The following is a 15,118-nucleotide window of genomic DNA, read 5'->3' as shown; positions in this document are numbered from 1 at the left end:
CCTCTCCCCCCCCCCCCCCCCCCCCCCCCCCTCCCCCCCCCCCCCCCCCCCCCCCCCCCCCCCCCCCACCCCGCCTCGTCGGCCCGGGAATCGGGGATGAACCAGGCCCGGTGGCGGACACGCCGGACGGGTGCGCCTTCGCCGCCGGTCGTCAGGGCCTGCGGCCGCGAAAGGTGCGGCGCAGGTCGCTCACCCAGGCGTCGGGGTTCTCCCAGGGGATGAAGTGGCCGCCGTGGTCGTGGGCGTTGACGTTGACGTGGTTGAACCAGGCGGCTTGCGGGCCGGTCTCGAATGCCCGGACACGCTCGTCGGCGGTGTGGACGCCGGGCGGGTTCTCGTAGGTGACGAAGGTGAGGCCGACCGGGGCCTGGACGACGGGGGTGCGGTCGTGGGCGGGGGTCCAGGGGTGGCGGTTGGCGTTGGCGTAGTAGCGCATCGACGTGGCGATGGAGTTGTTCACCCAGTAGATGGTGGCGTGGGTGAGCAGGTCGTCCTTGCTGAAGACGGACTCGACGTCGCCGCCGTTGTCGCTCCAGGCCCTCCAGCGCTCCAGCAGCCAGGCGAGCAGTCCGGCGGGTGAGTCGCTCAGTCCGTGGGCCAGGGTGGCGCCGTCGAGCATGTGCACGGCGAGGTGGGGGGCCCAGCGGTGGTCCAGCTCGACGATGCGGGCCCGGACGTCGGCGGGCTGGTCGTCGGTGAGGGGCCGATTCCGGGCGAAGTCCCAGGCGCGGTGGCCGGTGAAGAAGTCGAGCGGCAGCCCGGAGCCGATGTGGATGCCGTACAGCTCGTCGGCGTACTTGTGGCCGAGTTGGCTGGAGACGATCCCGCCGATGTCACAGCCCCCGGCGGCGTACTTCTCGTATCCCAGGGTCTCGGTCATCAGGGTGTGCCAGAGGTCGGCGACCTTCCAGAAGTTGACGTCCGGAAAGCCGGTGAGCGGCCCGGGGAAACCGAAGCCGGGCAGGGACGGCACGATGACGTCGAACGCGTCGGCGGGGTCGCCGCCGAACGCGGCCGGGTCGGCGAGCGGGTCGATCACCTTCGCCCAGTGCCAGAACGTCCACGGCCAGCCGTGGGTGAGGATCAACGGGATCGGGCGGGGGCCGCGGCCGGGCTTGCGCATGAAGTGCACCGGGACACCGGCGACGCGCACCTCGTAGTGCTCGTGGGCGTTGATGGCGGCCTCGGCCTTGCGCCAGTCGTAGCCGTCCCGCCAGTAGGCGACCAGCTCACGGAGATGGCTGTCCGGGACGCCGTAGGACCAATCCTCGTTCCCCTCGTCCAGCGGCGGCCGGGTCGACGCGAGACGGGCGCGCAGGTCGTCGAGGACCCGGTCGGGCACGTGGAGCGGAGTGGGCTCCAGGGGGAACGCGTGCAAGGTGGTCATGGCGGCGTCCTTTACCGGGTCGGGGAGGCGGTGTCGTCGGCCCGTCGGACGGCGACACCGCGCCGTCCGAATCGGGACGCCGGGGCCTTGGCGGTCAGGTCAGTTGCTCGCGGAGGACTTCGAGCTGGGTCAGCCGGGCCTGGGCGTGCAGGGCGCGGCCCTTGTCGGTGGCGGTGACGAAGACGCCGCGGCGATCGGTGTCGCACATCGCGCGCTGGACCAGACCACACTTCTCCAGCCGGGCGACGGCCCGCGAGGAGGCGCTCTGACTCAGGTGCAGGTCGCTGACCAGGTCGTGGATCCGGGACTTGCATCCCTCGGCGGCGATCAGCCGGTCCAGTACCTCGAAGTCGCTCATGGCGATGTCGTGCCGGGCCTGGAGGGCGCGATCGAGCTCGTGGGCGACCCGGCTGTATCGCGACAAAAGGGTGCGCCAACTCTCGATCAGCGGCTCCTCGGTCTTCATCGCGTCACGGTAACGCCACCCGTCATAACATGCAAGCAAATTTATTGCACCCACATTTAATGCGTAGACATTCAATGCGTGCGCATATATGTTCGTCGCCATGGCCCCAACAGTCGAGACCTACGCGGGACCGTCCTCCCGCGAGAAGTCCGTCCCCTCGTCCGCCGCGTCCACCTCAACACCGTCCGCCTCGCACTGGACTCCCAAACTCTGGGGCGTCCTGGCCGTGCTGTGCCTCGTCCTGTTCCTGGACGGCCTCGACGTCTCCATGGTCGGCGTCGCGCTGCCCTCGATCGGCCACGAACTGGGCATGTCCGCGACCTCGTTGCAGTGGATCGTCAACGGCTACGTGCTCGGGTACGGCGGACTGATGATGCTCGGCGGTCGCACCGCCGACCTGCTCGGCCGGCGCCGGGTCTTCCTGATCGCACTCGCGGTGTTCGCCGCCGCCTCACTCCTGGGCGGGCTCGTCGACAGCGGCGGCCTGCTCATCGCCAGCCGCTTCATCAAGGGTCTGGCCGCGGCCTTCACCGCGCCGACCGCACTGTCCATCCTGACCACGACCTTCCCCGAGGGCCCGGCCCGCAACCGAGCGCTGTCCGTCTTCTCCGTCTTCGGCGCGAGCGGCTACTCGTCCGGCCTGATCCTGGGCGGACTGCTCACCGAGTTCGGCTGGCGCTGGACCTTCCTGACCCCCGTACCGCTGGCCGTTCTCGCCCTGGTGGCCGGGTACTTCCTGATCCCGCGGGACCGCCCCGCCGACTCCGGCGGCCATGACCTGGTCGGCGCCGCCACCCTCAGCGGCGGCATGCTGCTCGCCGTCTACACCGTCGTCTCCGCGCCCGAACGGGGCTGGACCGCGCCGCTCACGCTCGGCTCGGTCGTGCTGGCCGCCGTACTGCTCACCACGTTCGTGTTCGTCGAGAAGCGCATCGCCCACCCGCTCGTGCGGTTCGGCATCCTGCGGATCGGCACGGTGGTGCGGGCCAACCTGAGCATCGTCGCGCTGATGGGCTCCTACATGAGCTTCCAGTTCATGATGACCCTCTACCTCCAGGACGGCCTCGGCTGGTCCGCGCTGCGGATGGCGCTCGCGCTGCTGCCGGCCGGTCTGGTCGTCGCCTTCGGATCGCCGTTCACCGGCCGCCTGATCAACCGCTACGGCACCGCGCCGCTCCTGATCGCGTCGATGGCCTCGATGAGCCTGGGCTACGCGTGGTTCCTCGCCACCGCCGGCAGCACCCCGAACTACGCCTTCACCGTGCTGCCCACCATGCTGCTCCTGGGTGGCGGCTTCGCCTTCGGCTTCAGCGCGATCATGTCCCAGGCCACCGAGGGCATCGAGGACTCCGAACAGGGCCTCGCCTCGGGCCTGGTGCAGACCTCCGGCCAGGTCGGCGCGGCCCTCGTGCTCGCCGTGGTCACCGCCGTCACCACCGGCGCCACCGCCGGCGACACCGACTTCGGCGCCTACCGGCCCGGGGCCAACCTGGTCACCGGAGTGGCGATCGTGGGTCTGCTGCTCAACATCGTCCCGCTGCTCGCCTCCTCGCGCCGTCGGGCGCAGACGGCCGACGCCGACGGCACGACGCGCCTGCCCTGACCGTAGCCGGGTCGCGCCGCATCGAGGCGCGAACCCGACCCGCACGACCCGAAGGCCGGCTCCGATCGACATCGGCACCCGAGCCCCCACGCGCCGAACCGCGCGTGGGGGCTTCGGCGTGTGCGGACCGCACCGGGCGTGCGTTCGGCCGTGGGTGGCGAGTGCGGATCCGGGCGAATGCATCGGGTGCGCCGGCGGGTGCGCTCCCCGGACTGGGCGCCAACCGGAAGCGTGGGCCGGTCCGAGTCGATTCGCCGCGCCTCGCCGCGCGTTTCGTGCGGGCGGGCGCGTGGATCGTCGTGGACGCCCAACGGCGCGACAACGGTGCGACAACGGGGCGACAACGGGGCGTGGGACGATGGCGACGAAGCGACGGGAACCGGGTGGAGGTCGACGTGGGGTTGTGGAATCGACGAGGTGCACCGGACGACCCGGCGAACGACCCGGCGGGAGATCCCACCGAGGCGCTCGAAGCACTCGGGTTGACCGCCGACCGCACGGCGGAGCTCTCCGCGACGCTCCGGGGCCCGGTGACCGAGCTCGTGCTGCGGGACCTGCCGCGGATCGAACTCGGCGCCGCGCCGCGCTGGTTGCACGCGACTCGGACCGTGATCGGATCCGCCGCGCCGGCACTGGTACGGGACATGGTGCCCGGGCTCGACGACGAACAGGCCGCCGGGGCCGCGTTCCACCCGAACCTGCTCCCCACCGTCGCCTTCGAACTGCGCCGCCGCCGCGCCGCGCTGCGCCGGGCCAGGGACCCGGGTGCGTTGACCCGGACCGGGCCTGGGGCGCTGAAGCTGAGCGTGGCCCTGATGACCGGCCGGATGCTGGTGCACGGCCACATCGCCGCGCGCGTCGGCGCGGACACCGCGAAGGAACTCGCCGCCGGTCATGCCGAAACGATTCGCTCGCTCGCCCTCGTCGACGCCTCGGACCGCGCCCGTCGACACGAGCCGGCATGGGGCGCGTGGGGGCTGCTCGACGTCCTCCAGGCCCTGCTGCGCAACCGCGAATTGCTCGGCGAACCGGCGGTTCCGGTACCGGCGCCGCCGACGCGGCCCGGGGAACCCGAAGCGGAGCCCTCCACCGTCGCCGAACTGGGCCTGATCCTGTGCTGCTCCGCGGCGATCGCCCTGATCGAGGCACTGCCGCCGACGGACTGAGCCGACGCCGTGCGTCCTGCCGACGCCGACGCCGACGCGTATGTGATCGGGCGGGGTCGCCGGCACGGCCGTGCCCGGGCGGTTGTGTCGGGACGGCAGCGCCGGGGCCCGCGGCGTGCCCGGGTGGCGCCGCGACGATCCCAAGCCGGGCCTACATCGAACGGTGCAGTCACGGTTCGGTCGTCCGCACGACGCCGGCGCGGGCCGATGTCCGGAGAGTGGACGAGGTAGGGGGCGTTCACGAAGGGACAGGCACATGCGCGGCGCGAAGAGTCGAGTGGGAGCGGTGGCACTGGCGGCGGTCTTCGGGGCCGGGATCGGCGTGGCCCCTGGGCCCACATCGGCGGCGGCGAAGTGCACTGCGCGACCAACGCGCTGCGCGACCCGAGCAGCCCGACGCCGTGGTGGCGGGAGCGGTCGGAGGCCGCCGGCACGTGATCGGCGGCACGCCCGGGCATGCCGCGCCCGGGCGTCCGGGGACCGGTGTCCACTCGACGGACGTTCGTGCCGTCGGGTCAGGTCCGGGCCGGATGGCGTGCGCGTAGCGGGCTCTCGCCGAGCAGTTCCAGGCCCAGTGAGGTCAGCGAGTGCAGGACCGCGCCACCTCGCCGGGTCGTGGTGATCAGCCGGGCGTTCCGCAGCACGGTCGCGTGTTGGCTCGCCGACGCCGCCGAGACGTTCAGCCGACGGGCCAACTCCGTAGTCGTGCAACCGTCGTTGATCACGGTCAGCGCGGCGGCCCGGGTCTGGCCCAGGAGCGCGCCGAGCGCGCGGTCGTCGCCCACGCCGGGTTGCCACAGCGCGACGCCGTCCTGGAGGTCGCGCACGGTGGGGACGGCCAACACGTACGGCGCGGTTTCGTCCTGGACGTCCCAGAGCACCACCGACTCACGCCAGACGAAGAGCGTCGGTGCGATCACCAGGCCCCGGCCACCGAGCAGGATGTCGTGGTCCTTGCGATGCCGTACTTCCAGGACCGGTGGATTCCAGCGGATGAGCGGTACGCACAACCCGGCCAACAGGCCCTCGACACCGCTGTCGAGCAGCGTGTGGGTGTAGCGGCTGCGGACCGCCTCCAGGTGCGAGCGCACCCGGTCGTGGAAGGGCGCGACCGTCACGTCGTGGCAGGCGCGCAGCGCCTCGGCGAACTCGCGGCGCGGTTCGAGGGAGCCGTCCAGGAAGTCGCGCACCCAGGTCGAGTACGCGGGGGCGAAGGTCAGGTGCGCCAGTTCCGCGCGTAATCGCGCGCCGGGTACCGCGAGCAGGTTCTCGATGCTTTCGTCGAGGGAGGGGGAGTCCCCGACCAGCGTGCGCAGATCCAGACCCGGGCCGCGGATGGGCATCAGCGCGGTGAGCGGACCGGGCGCGGCCTCCAGTCGCGCCGCCACCTCGGTGCGCCAGGCCCGGAAGGGCAGCGGTCTGCGCGGACCGTGCAGCAGCTCCAGGCTGTGGTACGTCTCGGCCGCCGCACCGACCGTCGTGGCCAATCGGGTCCGGGCCAGGTCCTCCGCGGTGAAGTGGATCCGCAGCACTCGTGTACTCCGAGGGTCGAGTGGATGGTTGGGGGCGTTTCCGCCGAGATGTTCCTTGTGCCGACCTCCCGTTCGATGTGCACGTCCTCGGGAGGACCACGACAGTGTGCGTCCTCGACGACGCTGCGACCAGCGGGTTTCAGCCCAGGCTGAAAGGCGTTTCCGGACAACGGCCGATCGGCCAGGCTACGGGGACGGGGTGAGCGGACAACGTCGTCCGCCCGCCGGGGAATGCGAGCCGGGGTGGAGGGACCCGGGCGCGAGGTCACAGGGGTGGAGGCGGCGGGCTCGGCCGGAGATCCGACACGGGGCGGAAGCGCGGGCCGAGAGAAGACGTCGTCGGGACCCATGTGGTGATCGTGCCCGGATCTCGGCCCCGTCCGACGGGGACGGGCGGGAAATCCATCATGCTCGGGATCGACCGGAGGCGGGCGGAGGTACGCTCGCCTCCGGCCGCGCGCCCCGAGCCGGGGTCGGGGGTCGGGTCGGAGGCTCACGGTCTCCGGGGCTCCGGCGCTCAGGCGAAGGCGTTCACGCCGGTCAGGGCACGGCCGATGAGGAGTTTGTGGATCTGGCTGGTGCCTTCGTAGAGCGTCATCACGCGGGCGTCACGCAGATACTTGCCGACCGGATACTCGTCGATGTAGCCGTATCCGCCGAACACCTGGAGCGCGTTGTTGGCGGCGCGCACCGCGGCCTCGGAGGCGAACAGCTTGGCCACCGAGGATTCGGTGGCGAACGGCAGCCCGCGATCGATGTGGTCGGCGACCTGCCAGGTCAGCAGCCGGGCCGCGCGGACGTCCACGGCGATGTCGCTGAGCAGTTCCTGGACCAACTGGTGGCCGGCGATGGGTTTGCCGAACTGCTCGCGCTCGCCCGCGTGGCGCACCGCCGCGTCCAGGCACGCCTGCCCGATCCCCACACAGCCGGCCGCGACCGACATGCGGCCCTTGGCGAGCGCGGCCATCGCGACCGAGAAGCCCTTGCCGAGTTCGCCCAGGCGCGCGGAGTCCGGCACCCGGACGGCGTCCAGGACCAGTTCGGCGGTGGCCTGACCACGCAGGCCCAACTTGCCGTGCACCTCGCGGCGTTCCAGACCGGGGGTGTCGGTGGGCACGAGGAACGCGGTCACGCCCTTGTGGCCCGCCTCGCCGGTCCGGGCGAACACCAGCGCCACATCGGCCCAGGTGCCGTTGGTGATGAACATCTTGGCGCCGGTCAGCAGCCAGTCGCCGCCGTCGCGCACCGCGCGGGTGGTCAGATTCGCGGCGTCCGACCCGGTGTTCGGCTCGGTGAGCGCGAAGCAGCCCAGCGCCTCGCCCGCGCACAGCCGAGGCAGCCACGCGTGCCTTTGCTCCTCGCTCCCGTACGTGGCAATCGACTTGGCGACCAGGCCGAGCGAGACCGACACGATGCCGCGCACGGCCGAGTCACCGCGCCCCAGTTCCTCCAGGACGAGACAGTAGGCCAGGTGGTCGCCGGCCGATCCGCCGTACTCCTCGGGAATGGTCAGGCCGAGGAAGCCCAGCCGGCCCAACTTCGCGACGATGCCCGGGTCGACGGACTCGGCGCGGTCCCACTCGGCGGCGTGCGGGACGAGTTCGCGGTCGGCGAACCGTGCGGCCAGATCCCGCACGGCGTCCTGTTCGTCGGTCAACTCCAGGTTCATGGGCCGGCTCTCCTGATCCTCGGAATCGGGCGCTCGCGACTCGGCCGGGCGACGGACCGCCGGATGGGCCGGACTCGCGTGCGGCCCCGCTTCCGTCGGGGCCGCCGTCGACCGCCGTCGACCGGTCAAATTAGCAGTGCCGATATCTTCCGCGCGGAACACGGAACCCCGTCCCGGCGGCGTGCGTCGCAGTGCCGGGCCCGAACACCGGTCGGGCCGAGCCGATTCGGGTCGAACGGGAGCCGCACTTGCGCGCCTACAACCACACCCTCGCCGCCGCGATGCTTGCCGGCACGCTGCTCCTGGCCGGCTGCGGAGCGGACTCGACGCCGGTGGGGATCGGCACGCCCACCGCGACGCTCGGTGCCTCGACCCCTGCGGTCGCCGAGACCGGCGAGGACAACACGAAGCTGGACGACGCCGCGCTGAAGAAGAGCATCCAGGCGGCGGGGCGCGGTGTCTCGACCGTGCGCGCCATCGGCGACGTGCGATCATCCGACGGGCGCCGCAGGATCGGCTACGACCTGCGGTTCGACCAGTCCCGGAAGAGCTACATCGGCTCGATGACGGTGGACGGGAGAACCATCGAACTGCGTCGGATCGGCGCGGACCTGTACCTGAGGGCCGGCGCCGACTACTGGACGGCCGCGGGCAAGCTCGCCGACCCGAGCGACGCCGGGCGAGTGCACGAGAAGTACGTCAGGATCGAGGCGGACAACGCGCGATTCGAGGACGTCACCGAGATCGCCGACTACGGCAGCGTCGCGACGGCCGTGATGGACTGGGGATCCACGCCGATACGCCGCTCGGAGGAGATGCTCGACGGCCGGCGGATGCTCGTGCTGACCTTCCCCGACCCGGACGACGGCGACGTTCGCCTGTACGTACCAGCCACCGGAAGTCCGGTCCCGGTGCGGCTCCTTGCCCCGGGCCCATACACCGTCGACTGGTCGGATCCCGGCAAGCCGGTGGAGATCACCGCCCCACCGGCGGCGGCCACGGTGGCCCTGCCGCCGCTGAACCGCCGGACCAGGCCGTCGGCCGGCTGATCCGTGCGCGGCTTCGGCCGGGGACGCTCGGACGGGACCTCGTCAGCGGCCCACGGGCACGGTGACGAACAGTGCGCCGGCCGTTGTGGCGAGCGCCAGGTAGACGCCCAGATGTGCCGCGCGATACCGGTTGAACCCGGGCTTGTGGGGCCACAACCACGATGTCAACGCGACGGGCACGGACGCGACCGCGAGCCACGCGGCCCGGTTCACCGCCGCGGTGGCTTCCGGGCAGTCGGCGGCGGAGTTGCAGGAGTCGAACGCCATCGCACTCAGCCCGAACAGGAAGAGGTGCGCACCCGCGACCGGGACGGTCAGGACGGTGGCGATGACGGGAGCGGTCAGCGAGCCACGCCGGGACGCGGATGTGCCGGCGCGGTGCACGGACCGGAGCGAAGCCTCGTGTTGTGTCATGTGGTCAGCTCATCACCGGGGGACCGGCACGGGATGAGTACGGGTACTCATTTGCCCCGTTCACCCGGAAGCGGCACGGCGGACGCGTTGCTCCGGATGTGCTCGCGCTCGGCGACGCGGTGTGTCCCGGAGGTGAACCGGACGCGGACGTAGGGCAGTTGCGCGGCGCGGGTGGCGAAGCCGGTGGATGCGCCGACCCGCGCGCGGCGATGCCGTGCCCGGGTTCGAGGCAGCCACGTGGTGGGCGCGGGTGGTCAGGAGCCCAGGTAACGGAGGATGGCCAGGACTCGGCGGCTGTAGCCCGGGCCGGCCGCGTGGGCCAGGTCGAGGCGGTCGAAGATCGCGTTGACGTGCTTCTCCACCGCGCTCTGCGACACGTGCAGGGCCTGGGCGATGGCGGCGTTGGTGCGGCCCTCGGCCATGTGCGCCAGCACCTCGCGCTCGCGTGGGGTGAGCCGGTCCAGCGGGTCGACGTGGCTGGTCCGGGCCAGGAGTTGGCGCACCACCTCGGGATCGAACGCGGCGCCGCCGGCGGCCACCCGGTTCAGCGCGTCCAGGAAGTCGTCCACGTGCGCGACGCGGTCCTTGAGCAGGTAGCCCACCGCCGCGCCGTCGTGGGTCAACAACTCGACCGCGTACCGCTTCTCGATGTACTGGGACAGGACCAACACACCCACCCCCGGCAACCGGCGCCGCACCTCCAGCGCGGCGCGCAGACCCTCGTCGGTGTGCGTGGGCGGCATCCGTACGTCGGCCACCACCACATCCGGGACGTGCTCGAGGACCGCCTCGACCATGGCGTCGCCGTCACCGACGCCCGCGACCACCTCGTGCCCCTCATCGGCGAGCAGTCGGGCCAACCCTTCGCGCAGCAGGGCCGAATCGTCGGCCAGGACTATGCGCACGGTACCTCCGCGGTGATCGTGGTGGGACCTCCGGGCGGGCTGTCCACCCGGAGGATTCCGTCCAGTGCGGCGACCCGACGGGCCAACCCGGACAGTCCGCCGCCCGCGGGATCCGCGCCGCCGAGGCCGTCGTCGACGATACGCACCCGCACCGCGTCGCCGGCGCCCGAGACGCACACCGTGACGGCGTCGGCGCCCGCGTGCTTGACCGTGTTGGTGACGGCCTCGGCGACCACGAAGTAGACCGCGGTGGCCACGATCGGCGCGGGTTCCGCCGGTACGTCGTACGTCAACCCGACCCGCACCGGCGCCCGCTCGGCGATCGTCTCCAGGACCGCGCGCAACCCGCCGTCGTCCAACCCCGTGGGATGGATCCGCCAGGCCACGTCCCGCAGATCGGTCAGCGCCTGCTGAGCCTGCTCGTGCGCCTGACGCAACAACTCGTCCGTACGCGCGGGATCGTTGCCGCGCCGGGCCCGGCCGATCAGCATGCCCAGGGCGACCAGGCGCTGCTGCACCCCGTCGTGCAGGTCGCGTTCGATCCGCCGGCGCTCCTCGTGCACCGCTTCGACCACGCCCGCCCGGCTCGCCGCCAGCTCGTCCACCCGAAGCCGCAACCATTCGCTCGGGTCCGGTTCGAGCAGGCGCCGGGCCAGCGCCCGTTCGGTGTCCGCGAGCCCGACCAGGCCGTACAACGCCAGGGCGAACAGGGCCGGCCCGGATGCGAGCAGGATGGCCACGTCGGAGGTGGTGGTGTTCGGACTGCCCGTCGCCCACGCGCCCACCATCACCGCTGCGAACCCGGCGCCGCCGACGGTGAGCACCAAGAGCGCGCCGCCGAGCAGCCCGACGGGCACCCGCGCCGCCAGGTAGCGGACCAGGCGCCTCGGCTCGGTCGGGGTGGGGTGGACCGGGTCCCCGGGGCGGGCCAGGCGTGCGCGCTCCAGGTCGGTCAGGGCGCGGGCGCCGCGCGTGATCAGGCGGAGCACGGCGCGGCGCGGGCGCGTCCGGGAGCGGGGGACGAGCGCGTACGACAGCCCGGCGCCGGCCAGGAAGAGCACTTCCGGCAGGGCGGTCGCGGTGCCCACGAAGACCACCCGAACGGCGCGCAGGGCAGTCTTCGCCACACTACGCACGACCGTCCCGAACCCGCGGGCGTGCCGCGTGTCGTCAAGCGGACCCGAACCGTCCAATGCCCCTGCTCCCGTCCTGTCCCATCCCAGTCCCCGTTTGCGCACGTCACGGCGGTGACCCGAGCCTCTCATCCGGTCCTCCGCCCGAAACGCGTGGGTCGTTCGACTCCGGCTGAACGGCGTGGGTCTTTTCGGCGTCGGCCGAACCGCGCGGATCGTTCGGCTCCGGCTGAACCGCGCGCCCGGTTTCGGTTGAACAGGCCGGGTCACCCGCCTCCGTCCCACCCGTCGGCCTTCGCCCGACCCCGCCGGACCGGGCGACCTCACCCCGGTCGGCCTTCCGGTCAACCCCCGCTCGCCATCGCCTCGCGCAGGTCGACCCGGGCCGCTCGGCGGGACGGGAGCCACGCGGCGAGGGTGCCGACGACGACCGCGCCGACCAGTACCGCCACGCACGTGGTCCACGGGACGGCGAGCGTGTCGAGGCCCTTCGTGGACAGCACACGCCGCGTGGCCGCACCCCAGGCCAGGCCGGGCAGGAGACCCAGTACCGCGCCGACCACGGCGATCAGCACCGCCTCCGTGCGGATCATCCGGCGCACCCGGCGCCGGGTCAGCCCCAGGGCCCGCAACAGCGCGATCTCCCGGGTGCGTTCGACCACGGACAGCGCGAGTGTGTTGACCACGCCCAGTACGGCCACCAGGATTGCCAGCGCGAGCAGCGCGTACACCAGGTCCAGGGCGAGGGCGACCGTGTCGTGCAGCGCCTCGCGGTAGCTGTCCCGGTCGCGCACCTTGGTCTGTGGGAAGCCGGCCAGCCGCTCGGCCAGGGCCGTGTACACCAGGTCCCGGTCCGCTCCCGCCGCGGTGGTCGCGAAGTACACGTCGTCCAGGGGCATTTGATCGGCGGGCAGGTTCGCCCGGGCGACGTGGGTGCCGATGTAGGTGGCGCCGGAGGCGAACACGTCGCCGTCGCGGACGATGCCGCCGACGGTGAGCCGCGCGGTGCCGCCGCCGTGGAAGCGCACCCGCACCGGATCGCCGAGCCGCAGCCGGTGTTCGTCGGCGAACGCCTGGGGCACGGTGATCCCGTCGCCGCCCGGGGCCAGCGTCGAGCGGGCGTCGCCGGCGGTGAAGGTCAGCTTGAAGTCGTCGGTGAACCGCTCGGTGGTGGCGGTCAGATCGTGATCGCGGTCGGTGCCGTGCGCGGTGATCAGGTCGGCGCGCACGGTCTGCTGCGCGGTGACGTGGTCCAGGCCCGGCGTCTCCCGGACCACGCGGGCCACCTGGTCGGTCATCGGGCGCGAGGAGAGTACGAAGTAGTCGGCATTCACGGTGCGTTCGAGTTGGCCGTCGACCGAGGTCACCAGCGACGCGGCGACCAGGGAGAGGAAGCTCACCAGCGCGATGCCCACCATCAGGGCCGACGCGGTGGCCCCGGTACGCCGCGGGTCGCGAATCGCGTTGCCGCGCGCGAGCCGACCGAGCGGTCCGGACCGGCGCGCGAGCAGTCGGTCCACGCCGCGGACGGCCCATACGCTCAGGATCGGCGCGCCGGCGACGGTACCGACGAGGGTGAGCAGGACGCCGACCGCGAGCAACGACCCGGCCGCCGCGAGGTCGTCGGCGCGTACCGCGAGCAACAGCGCGCCGGCGCCCAGCAGTCCGGTGGCGCCCGCCACCAGGTTGCGGACCCGCAGCGAGCGCCCCGTCGCGGGTCCGGCCACGCGCAGCAGCGCCGCCATCGGGGAGACCCGGCCGGCCCGGCGCGCGGGCAGGTACGCGGCCACCAGGGTGATCAGCACGCCCACCGCGTACGCGGCCACCGGCGTCGACCAGCGCATTGTCGGCCCGCTCGCCGCCGGGGTGTCGCCGACCTGTCCCACGACCCGGATCAGTCCGGTCGCGAGTCCGACGCCCAGGGCCAGTCCCAGCGTCGATCCGGCCACGCCCAACAACCCGGCCTCGCCCAGGATCAGCCGGTTGACCTGACCCCGCCGGGCACCGACGGCGCGCAGCAACCCGCTCTGTCGGGTGCGCGCGGCGACCAGCATGGAGAACGTGTTGCCGATCAGGAACACGCCGACGAGCACCGAGATCCCGGCGAAACCGAGCATCAGGTAGGTGACCACGTCCAGCGAGGCGCCGGCGGCGTCGCCCCGGGCGGCGGCCTCCTGATCGCGGGTGCGCACGGTGAACGGGGCGGGATCGGTCAACGCGGCCAGCACCTGCTGCCGCAATCGCGCGTCGGCGACCCCGGGCGCGGCGGTGACCGCGATGGACGTGAATCGTGCCGTCGCGCCCAGGAGTCGGCGTTGCGCGGTGGCCGAGTCCACGAACACGTCCGCTTCGCGGGCCCGATCCGCCCGCTCCTGCCCCAGGCCCACCACGGTCGCCTCGAAGGTGCCGGGTATCGCCATGATCCGCAGCCGGTCGCCGATCCGAATCCCGTGCGCCTTGGCGGTGTTCGCCGCCACGACCACCTCGGCCGGGCCGCCGGGGGCACGTCCTTGGCTCACGCGCGGCGCGGACCGGGGATCGGTCGGCCAGTCGGCGACGGTACCGCCGCGCGTACTCAGCGGTTTGCCCCGGCCGTCCAGGACCACGACGTCCGGGACGTGCACCCGACCGTACGCGGCGCGCACGCCCTCGGTCCGGGCCACCGTGTCGAGCACCGGGCCGGGCACGGTCGCGGGCAGGCCGGTGCCGTCCTGTCGATCGCCGCCCTGACGGGGCGTCACCGTCACGTCCGCCGCGGACCCCGAGAAGGACGCGCGCGCGGAGGCCGCGACCGAGTCGCGGAAGACCAGGGTCCCGGCGACGAACGCGGTACCCAACGCGATGGCCACCAGGGCCAGAAGCATCCGAGCCTTGTGCGCCACGACTCCGCGCAGCGCGATCCGAGTGAGCGTCACCGTCGCACCCCGTCCGTGTCGTTCCCGATCGTGCCTGGCATGCCCATCGGGTGCGCCGGCCCGGGATCGGACCCGGGTCGATACGTTCGCCCGGGGCCGTCGAACCCCCTCATCCGCGCGAACACGGTGTCCGCCGTCGGTTCGGCCAGGTCGTCCACGATCCGGCCGTCGGCCAGGAAGACGACCCGATCGGCGTAGGCCGCCGCGTTCGGGTCGTGGGTGACCATGAGTACGGTCTGGCCCCACTCGCGCACGCCGCGGCGGAGCAGGTCGAGCACCTCGGTCCCGGCCCGGGAGTCCAGGTTCCCGGTCGGTTCGTCGGCGAACACGATCTCCGGCCTGGACACCAACGCTCGTGCCACCGCCACGCGTTGCTGCTGGCCGCCGGACAGCTCGGCGGGTCGATGAGCCAGCCGGCCGGTCAGACCGGTGGCCGCGACGATGCGATCCAGATGGGCCCGGTCCACCCGGCGCCCGGCGATCTCGACCGGCAGCGTGATGTTCTCCAGGGCGGTCAGGGTGGGCAGCAGATTGAATGCCTGGAAAACGAACCCCAGTCGGTCGCGCCGCAGTTGCGTCAAGGCGGTGTCGTCGAGCCCGGCCAACTCGGTACCGCCGACCGCCACACTGCCCTCGGTGGCGGTGTCCAGCCCGGCCAGGCACTGCATCAGCGTCGACTTGCCGGAGCCGGACGGCCCCATGATCGCCGTGAAGCCGCCGCGGACGAGATCCACGTCCACGCCCGCCAGGGCCGCGACCCGGGTCGGGCCCGACCCGTACTCCTTGACCAGCCCCCTGGCGCGCGCGGCGAACGGCGACGTGCCCCGCGCGTCCTCGGTGACCGCTGCCGTCCGCGTCCTGCTCCTCGGCATCCGCCGA

Annotated in this window: 12 protein-coding genes; 3 read left to right on the top strand and 9 right to left on the bottom strand. The window is 72.6% G+C overall.

The window, feature by feature from the left end:
• Window positions 1-151: 151 nt before the first annotated feature.
• The gene (locus ACZ4FV_RS27770; protein WP_465323533.1) at window positions 152-1,387 is read right to left on the bottom strand and encodes an epoxide hydrolase family protein; all 1,236 of its coding nucleotides are present in this window, start codon (window positions 1,385-1,387) and stop codon (window positions 152-154) included.
• 94 nt (window positions 1,388-1,481) lie between these two features.
• A complete protein-coding gene (locus tag ACZ4FV_RS27765; protein ID WP_395865260.1) occupies window positions 1,482-1,853 on the bottom strand; it encodes a MarR family winged helix-turn-helix transcriptional regulator in 372 nt (123 codons plus the stop codon).
• Between the two features lie 100 nt (window positions 1,854-1,953).
• On the opposite strand from ACZ4FV_RS27765, the gene ACZ4FV_RS27760 reads away from it, so the two are divergent.
• Window positions 1,954-3,456, top strand: coding sequence for an MFS transporter (locus ACZ4FV_RS27760; protein ID WP_395865257.1), 1,503 nt, complete (start codon window positions 1,954-1,956; stop codon window positions 3,454-3,456).
• Between the two features lie 395 nt (window positions 3,457-3,851).
• A complete protein-coding gene (locus tag ACZ4FV_RS27755) occupies window positions 3,852-4,622 on the top strand; it encodes a hypothetical protein (RefSeq protein ID WP_465323532.1) in 771 nt (256 codons plus the stop codon).
• Between the two features lie 515 nt (window positions 4,623-5,137).
• On the opposite strand, the gene ACZ4FV_RS27750 is transcribed toward ACZ4FV_RS27755, so the two are convergent.
• Together ACZ4FV_RS27750 and ACZ4FV_RS27745 are read right to left on the bottom strand one after the other, a co-directional pair.
• The gene (locus ACZ4FV_RS27750; protein WP_465323531.1) at window positions 5,138-6,154 is read right to left on the bottom strand and encodes an ArsR/SmtB family transcription factor; all 1,017 of its coding nucleotides are present in this window, start codon (window positions 6,152-6,154) and stop codon (window positions 5,138-5,140) included.
• Window positions 6,155-6,671: 517 nt separating this feature from the next.
• The gene (locus tag ACZ4FV_RS27745) at window positions 6,672-7,823 is read right to left on the bottom strand and encodes an acyl-CoA dehydrogenase family protein (protein ID WP_395865250.1); all 1,152 of its coding nucleotides are present in this window, start codon (window positions 7,821-7,823) and stop codon (window positions 6,672-6,674) included.
• A gap of 248 nt (window positions 7,824-8,071) precedes the next feature.
• On the opposite strand from ACZ4FV_RS27745, the gene ACZ4FV_RS27740 reads away from it, so the two are divergent.
• Window positions 8,072-8,872, top strand: coding sequence for a hypothetical protein (locus ACZ4FV_RS27740; RefSeq protein ID WP_402237003.1), 801 nt, complete (start codon window positions 8,072-8,074; stop codon window positions 8,870-8,872).
• A gap of 42 nt (window positions 8,873-8,914) precedes the next feature.
• Here ACZ4FV_RS27740 and ACZ4FV_RS27735 read toward each other — a convergent pair whose 3' ends face one another.
• From ACZ4FV_RS27735 to ACZ4FV_RS27715, 5 genes are all read right to left on the bottom strand, one after another.
• Window positions 8,915-9,286: a hypothetical protein gene (locus ACZ4FV_RS27735; RefSeq protein WP_395865246.1), complete on the bottom strand. Its 372-nt coding sequence runs from the start codon at window positions 9,284-9,286 to the stop codon at window positions 8,915-8,917.
• Window positions 9,287-9,540: 254 nt separating this feature from the next.
• Window positions 9,541-10,191 (bottom strand): response regulator, encoded by a 651-nt coding sequence (locus ACZ4FV_RS27730; protein ID WP_395865244.1) that lies wholly within the window; start codon window positions 10,189-10,191, stop codon window positions 9,541-9,543.
• Window positions 10,182-11,318, bottom strand: a complete 1,137-nt coding sequence (locus tag ACZ4FV_RS27725; RefSeq protein WP_395865242.1) for a sensor histidine kinase — start codon at window positions 11,316-11,318, stop codon at window positions 10,182-10,184. Before ACZ4FV_RS27725 ends, ACZ4FV_RS27730 begins: the two co-directional genes overlap by 10 nt.
• A 350-nt stretch (window positions 11,319-11,668) precedes the next feature.
• Window positions 11,669-14,239 (bottom strand): ABC transporter permease, encoded by a 2,571-nt coding sequence (locus ACZ4FV_RS27720; protein WP_465323530.1) that lies wholly within the window; start codon window positions 14,237-14,239, stop codon window positions 11,669-11,671.
• Window positions 14,236-15,111: an ABC transporter ATP-binding protein gene (locus ACZ4FV_RS27715; protein WP_395865238.1), complete on the bottom strand. Its 876-nt coding sequence runs from the start codon at window positions 15,109-15,111 to the stop codon at window positions 14,236-14,238. The genes ACZ4FV_RS27720 and ACZ4FV_RS27715 overlap by 4 nt, the downstream gene beginning before the upstream one ends.
• Between the last annotated feature and the right edge of the window lie 7 nt (window positions 15,112-15,118).

It is taken from the genome of Embleya sp. NPDC025285 (assembly GCF_055558835.1).
The sequence above is the reverse complement of the archived record's forward strand: the minus strand, read 5'-3'. Positions and strand labels throughout refer to the sequence as shown.

Bases quoted from the DNA above. Each gene is read 5' to 3' on its own strand.
- ACZ4FV_RS27770 (WP_465323533.1), bottom strand. From the start codon at position 1,387: ATGACCACCTTGCACGCGTTCCCCCTGGAGCCCACTCCGCTCCACGTG.
- ACZ4FV_RS27765 (WP_395865260.1), bottom strand. From the start codon at position 1,853: ATGAAGACCGAGGAGCCGCTGATCGAGAGTTGGCGCACCCTTTTGTCG.
- ACZ4FV_RS27760 (WP_395865257.1), top strand. From the start codon at position 1,954: ATGGCCCCAACAGTCGAGACCTACGCGGGACCGTCCTCCCGCGAGAAG.
- ACZ4FV_RS27745 (WP_395865250.1), bottom strand. From the start codon at position 7,823: ATGAACCTGGAGTTGACCGACGAACAGGACGCCGTGCGGGATCTGGCC.
- ACZ4FV_RS27735 (WP_395865246.1), bottom strand. From the start codon at position 9,286: ATGACACAACACGAGGCTTCGCTCCGGTCCGTGCACCGCGCCGGCACA.
- ACZ4FV_RS27715 (WP_395865238.1), bottom strand. From the start codon at position 15,111: ATGCCGAGGAGCAGGACGCGGACGGCAGCGGTCACCGAGGACGCGCGG.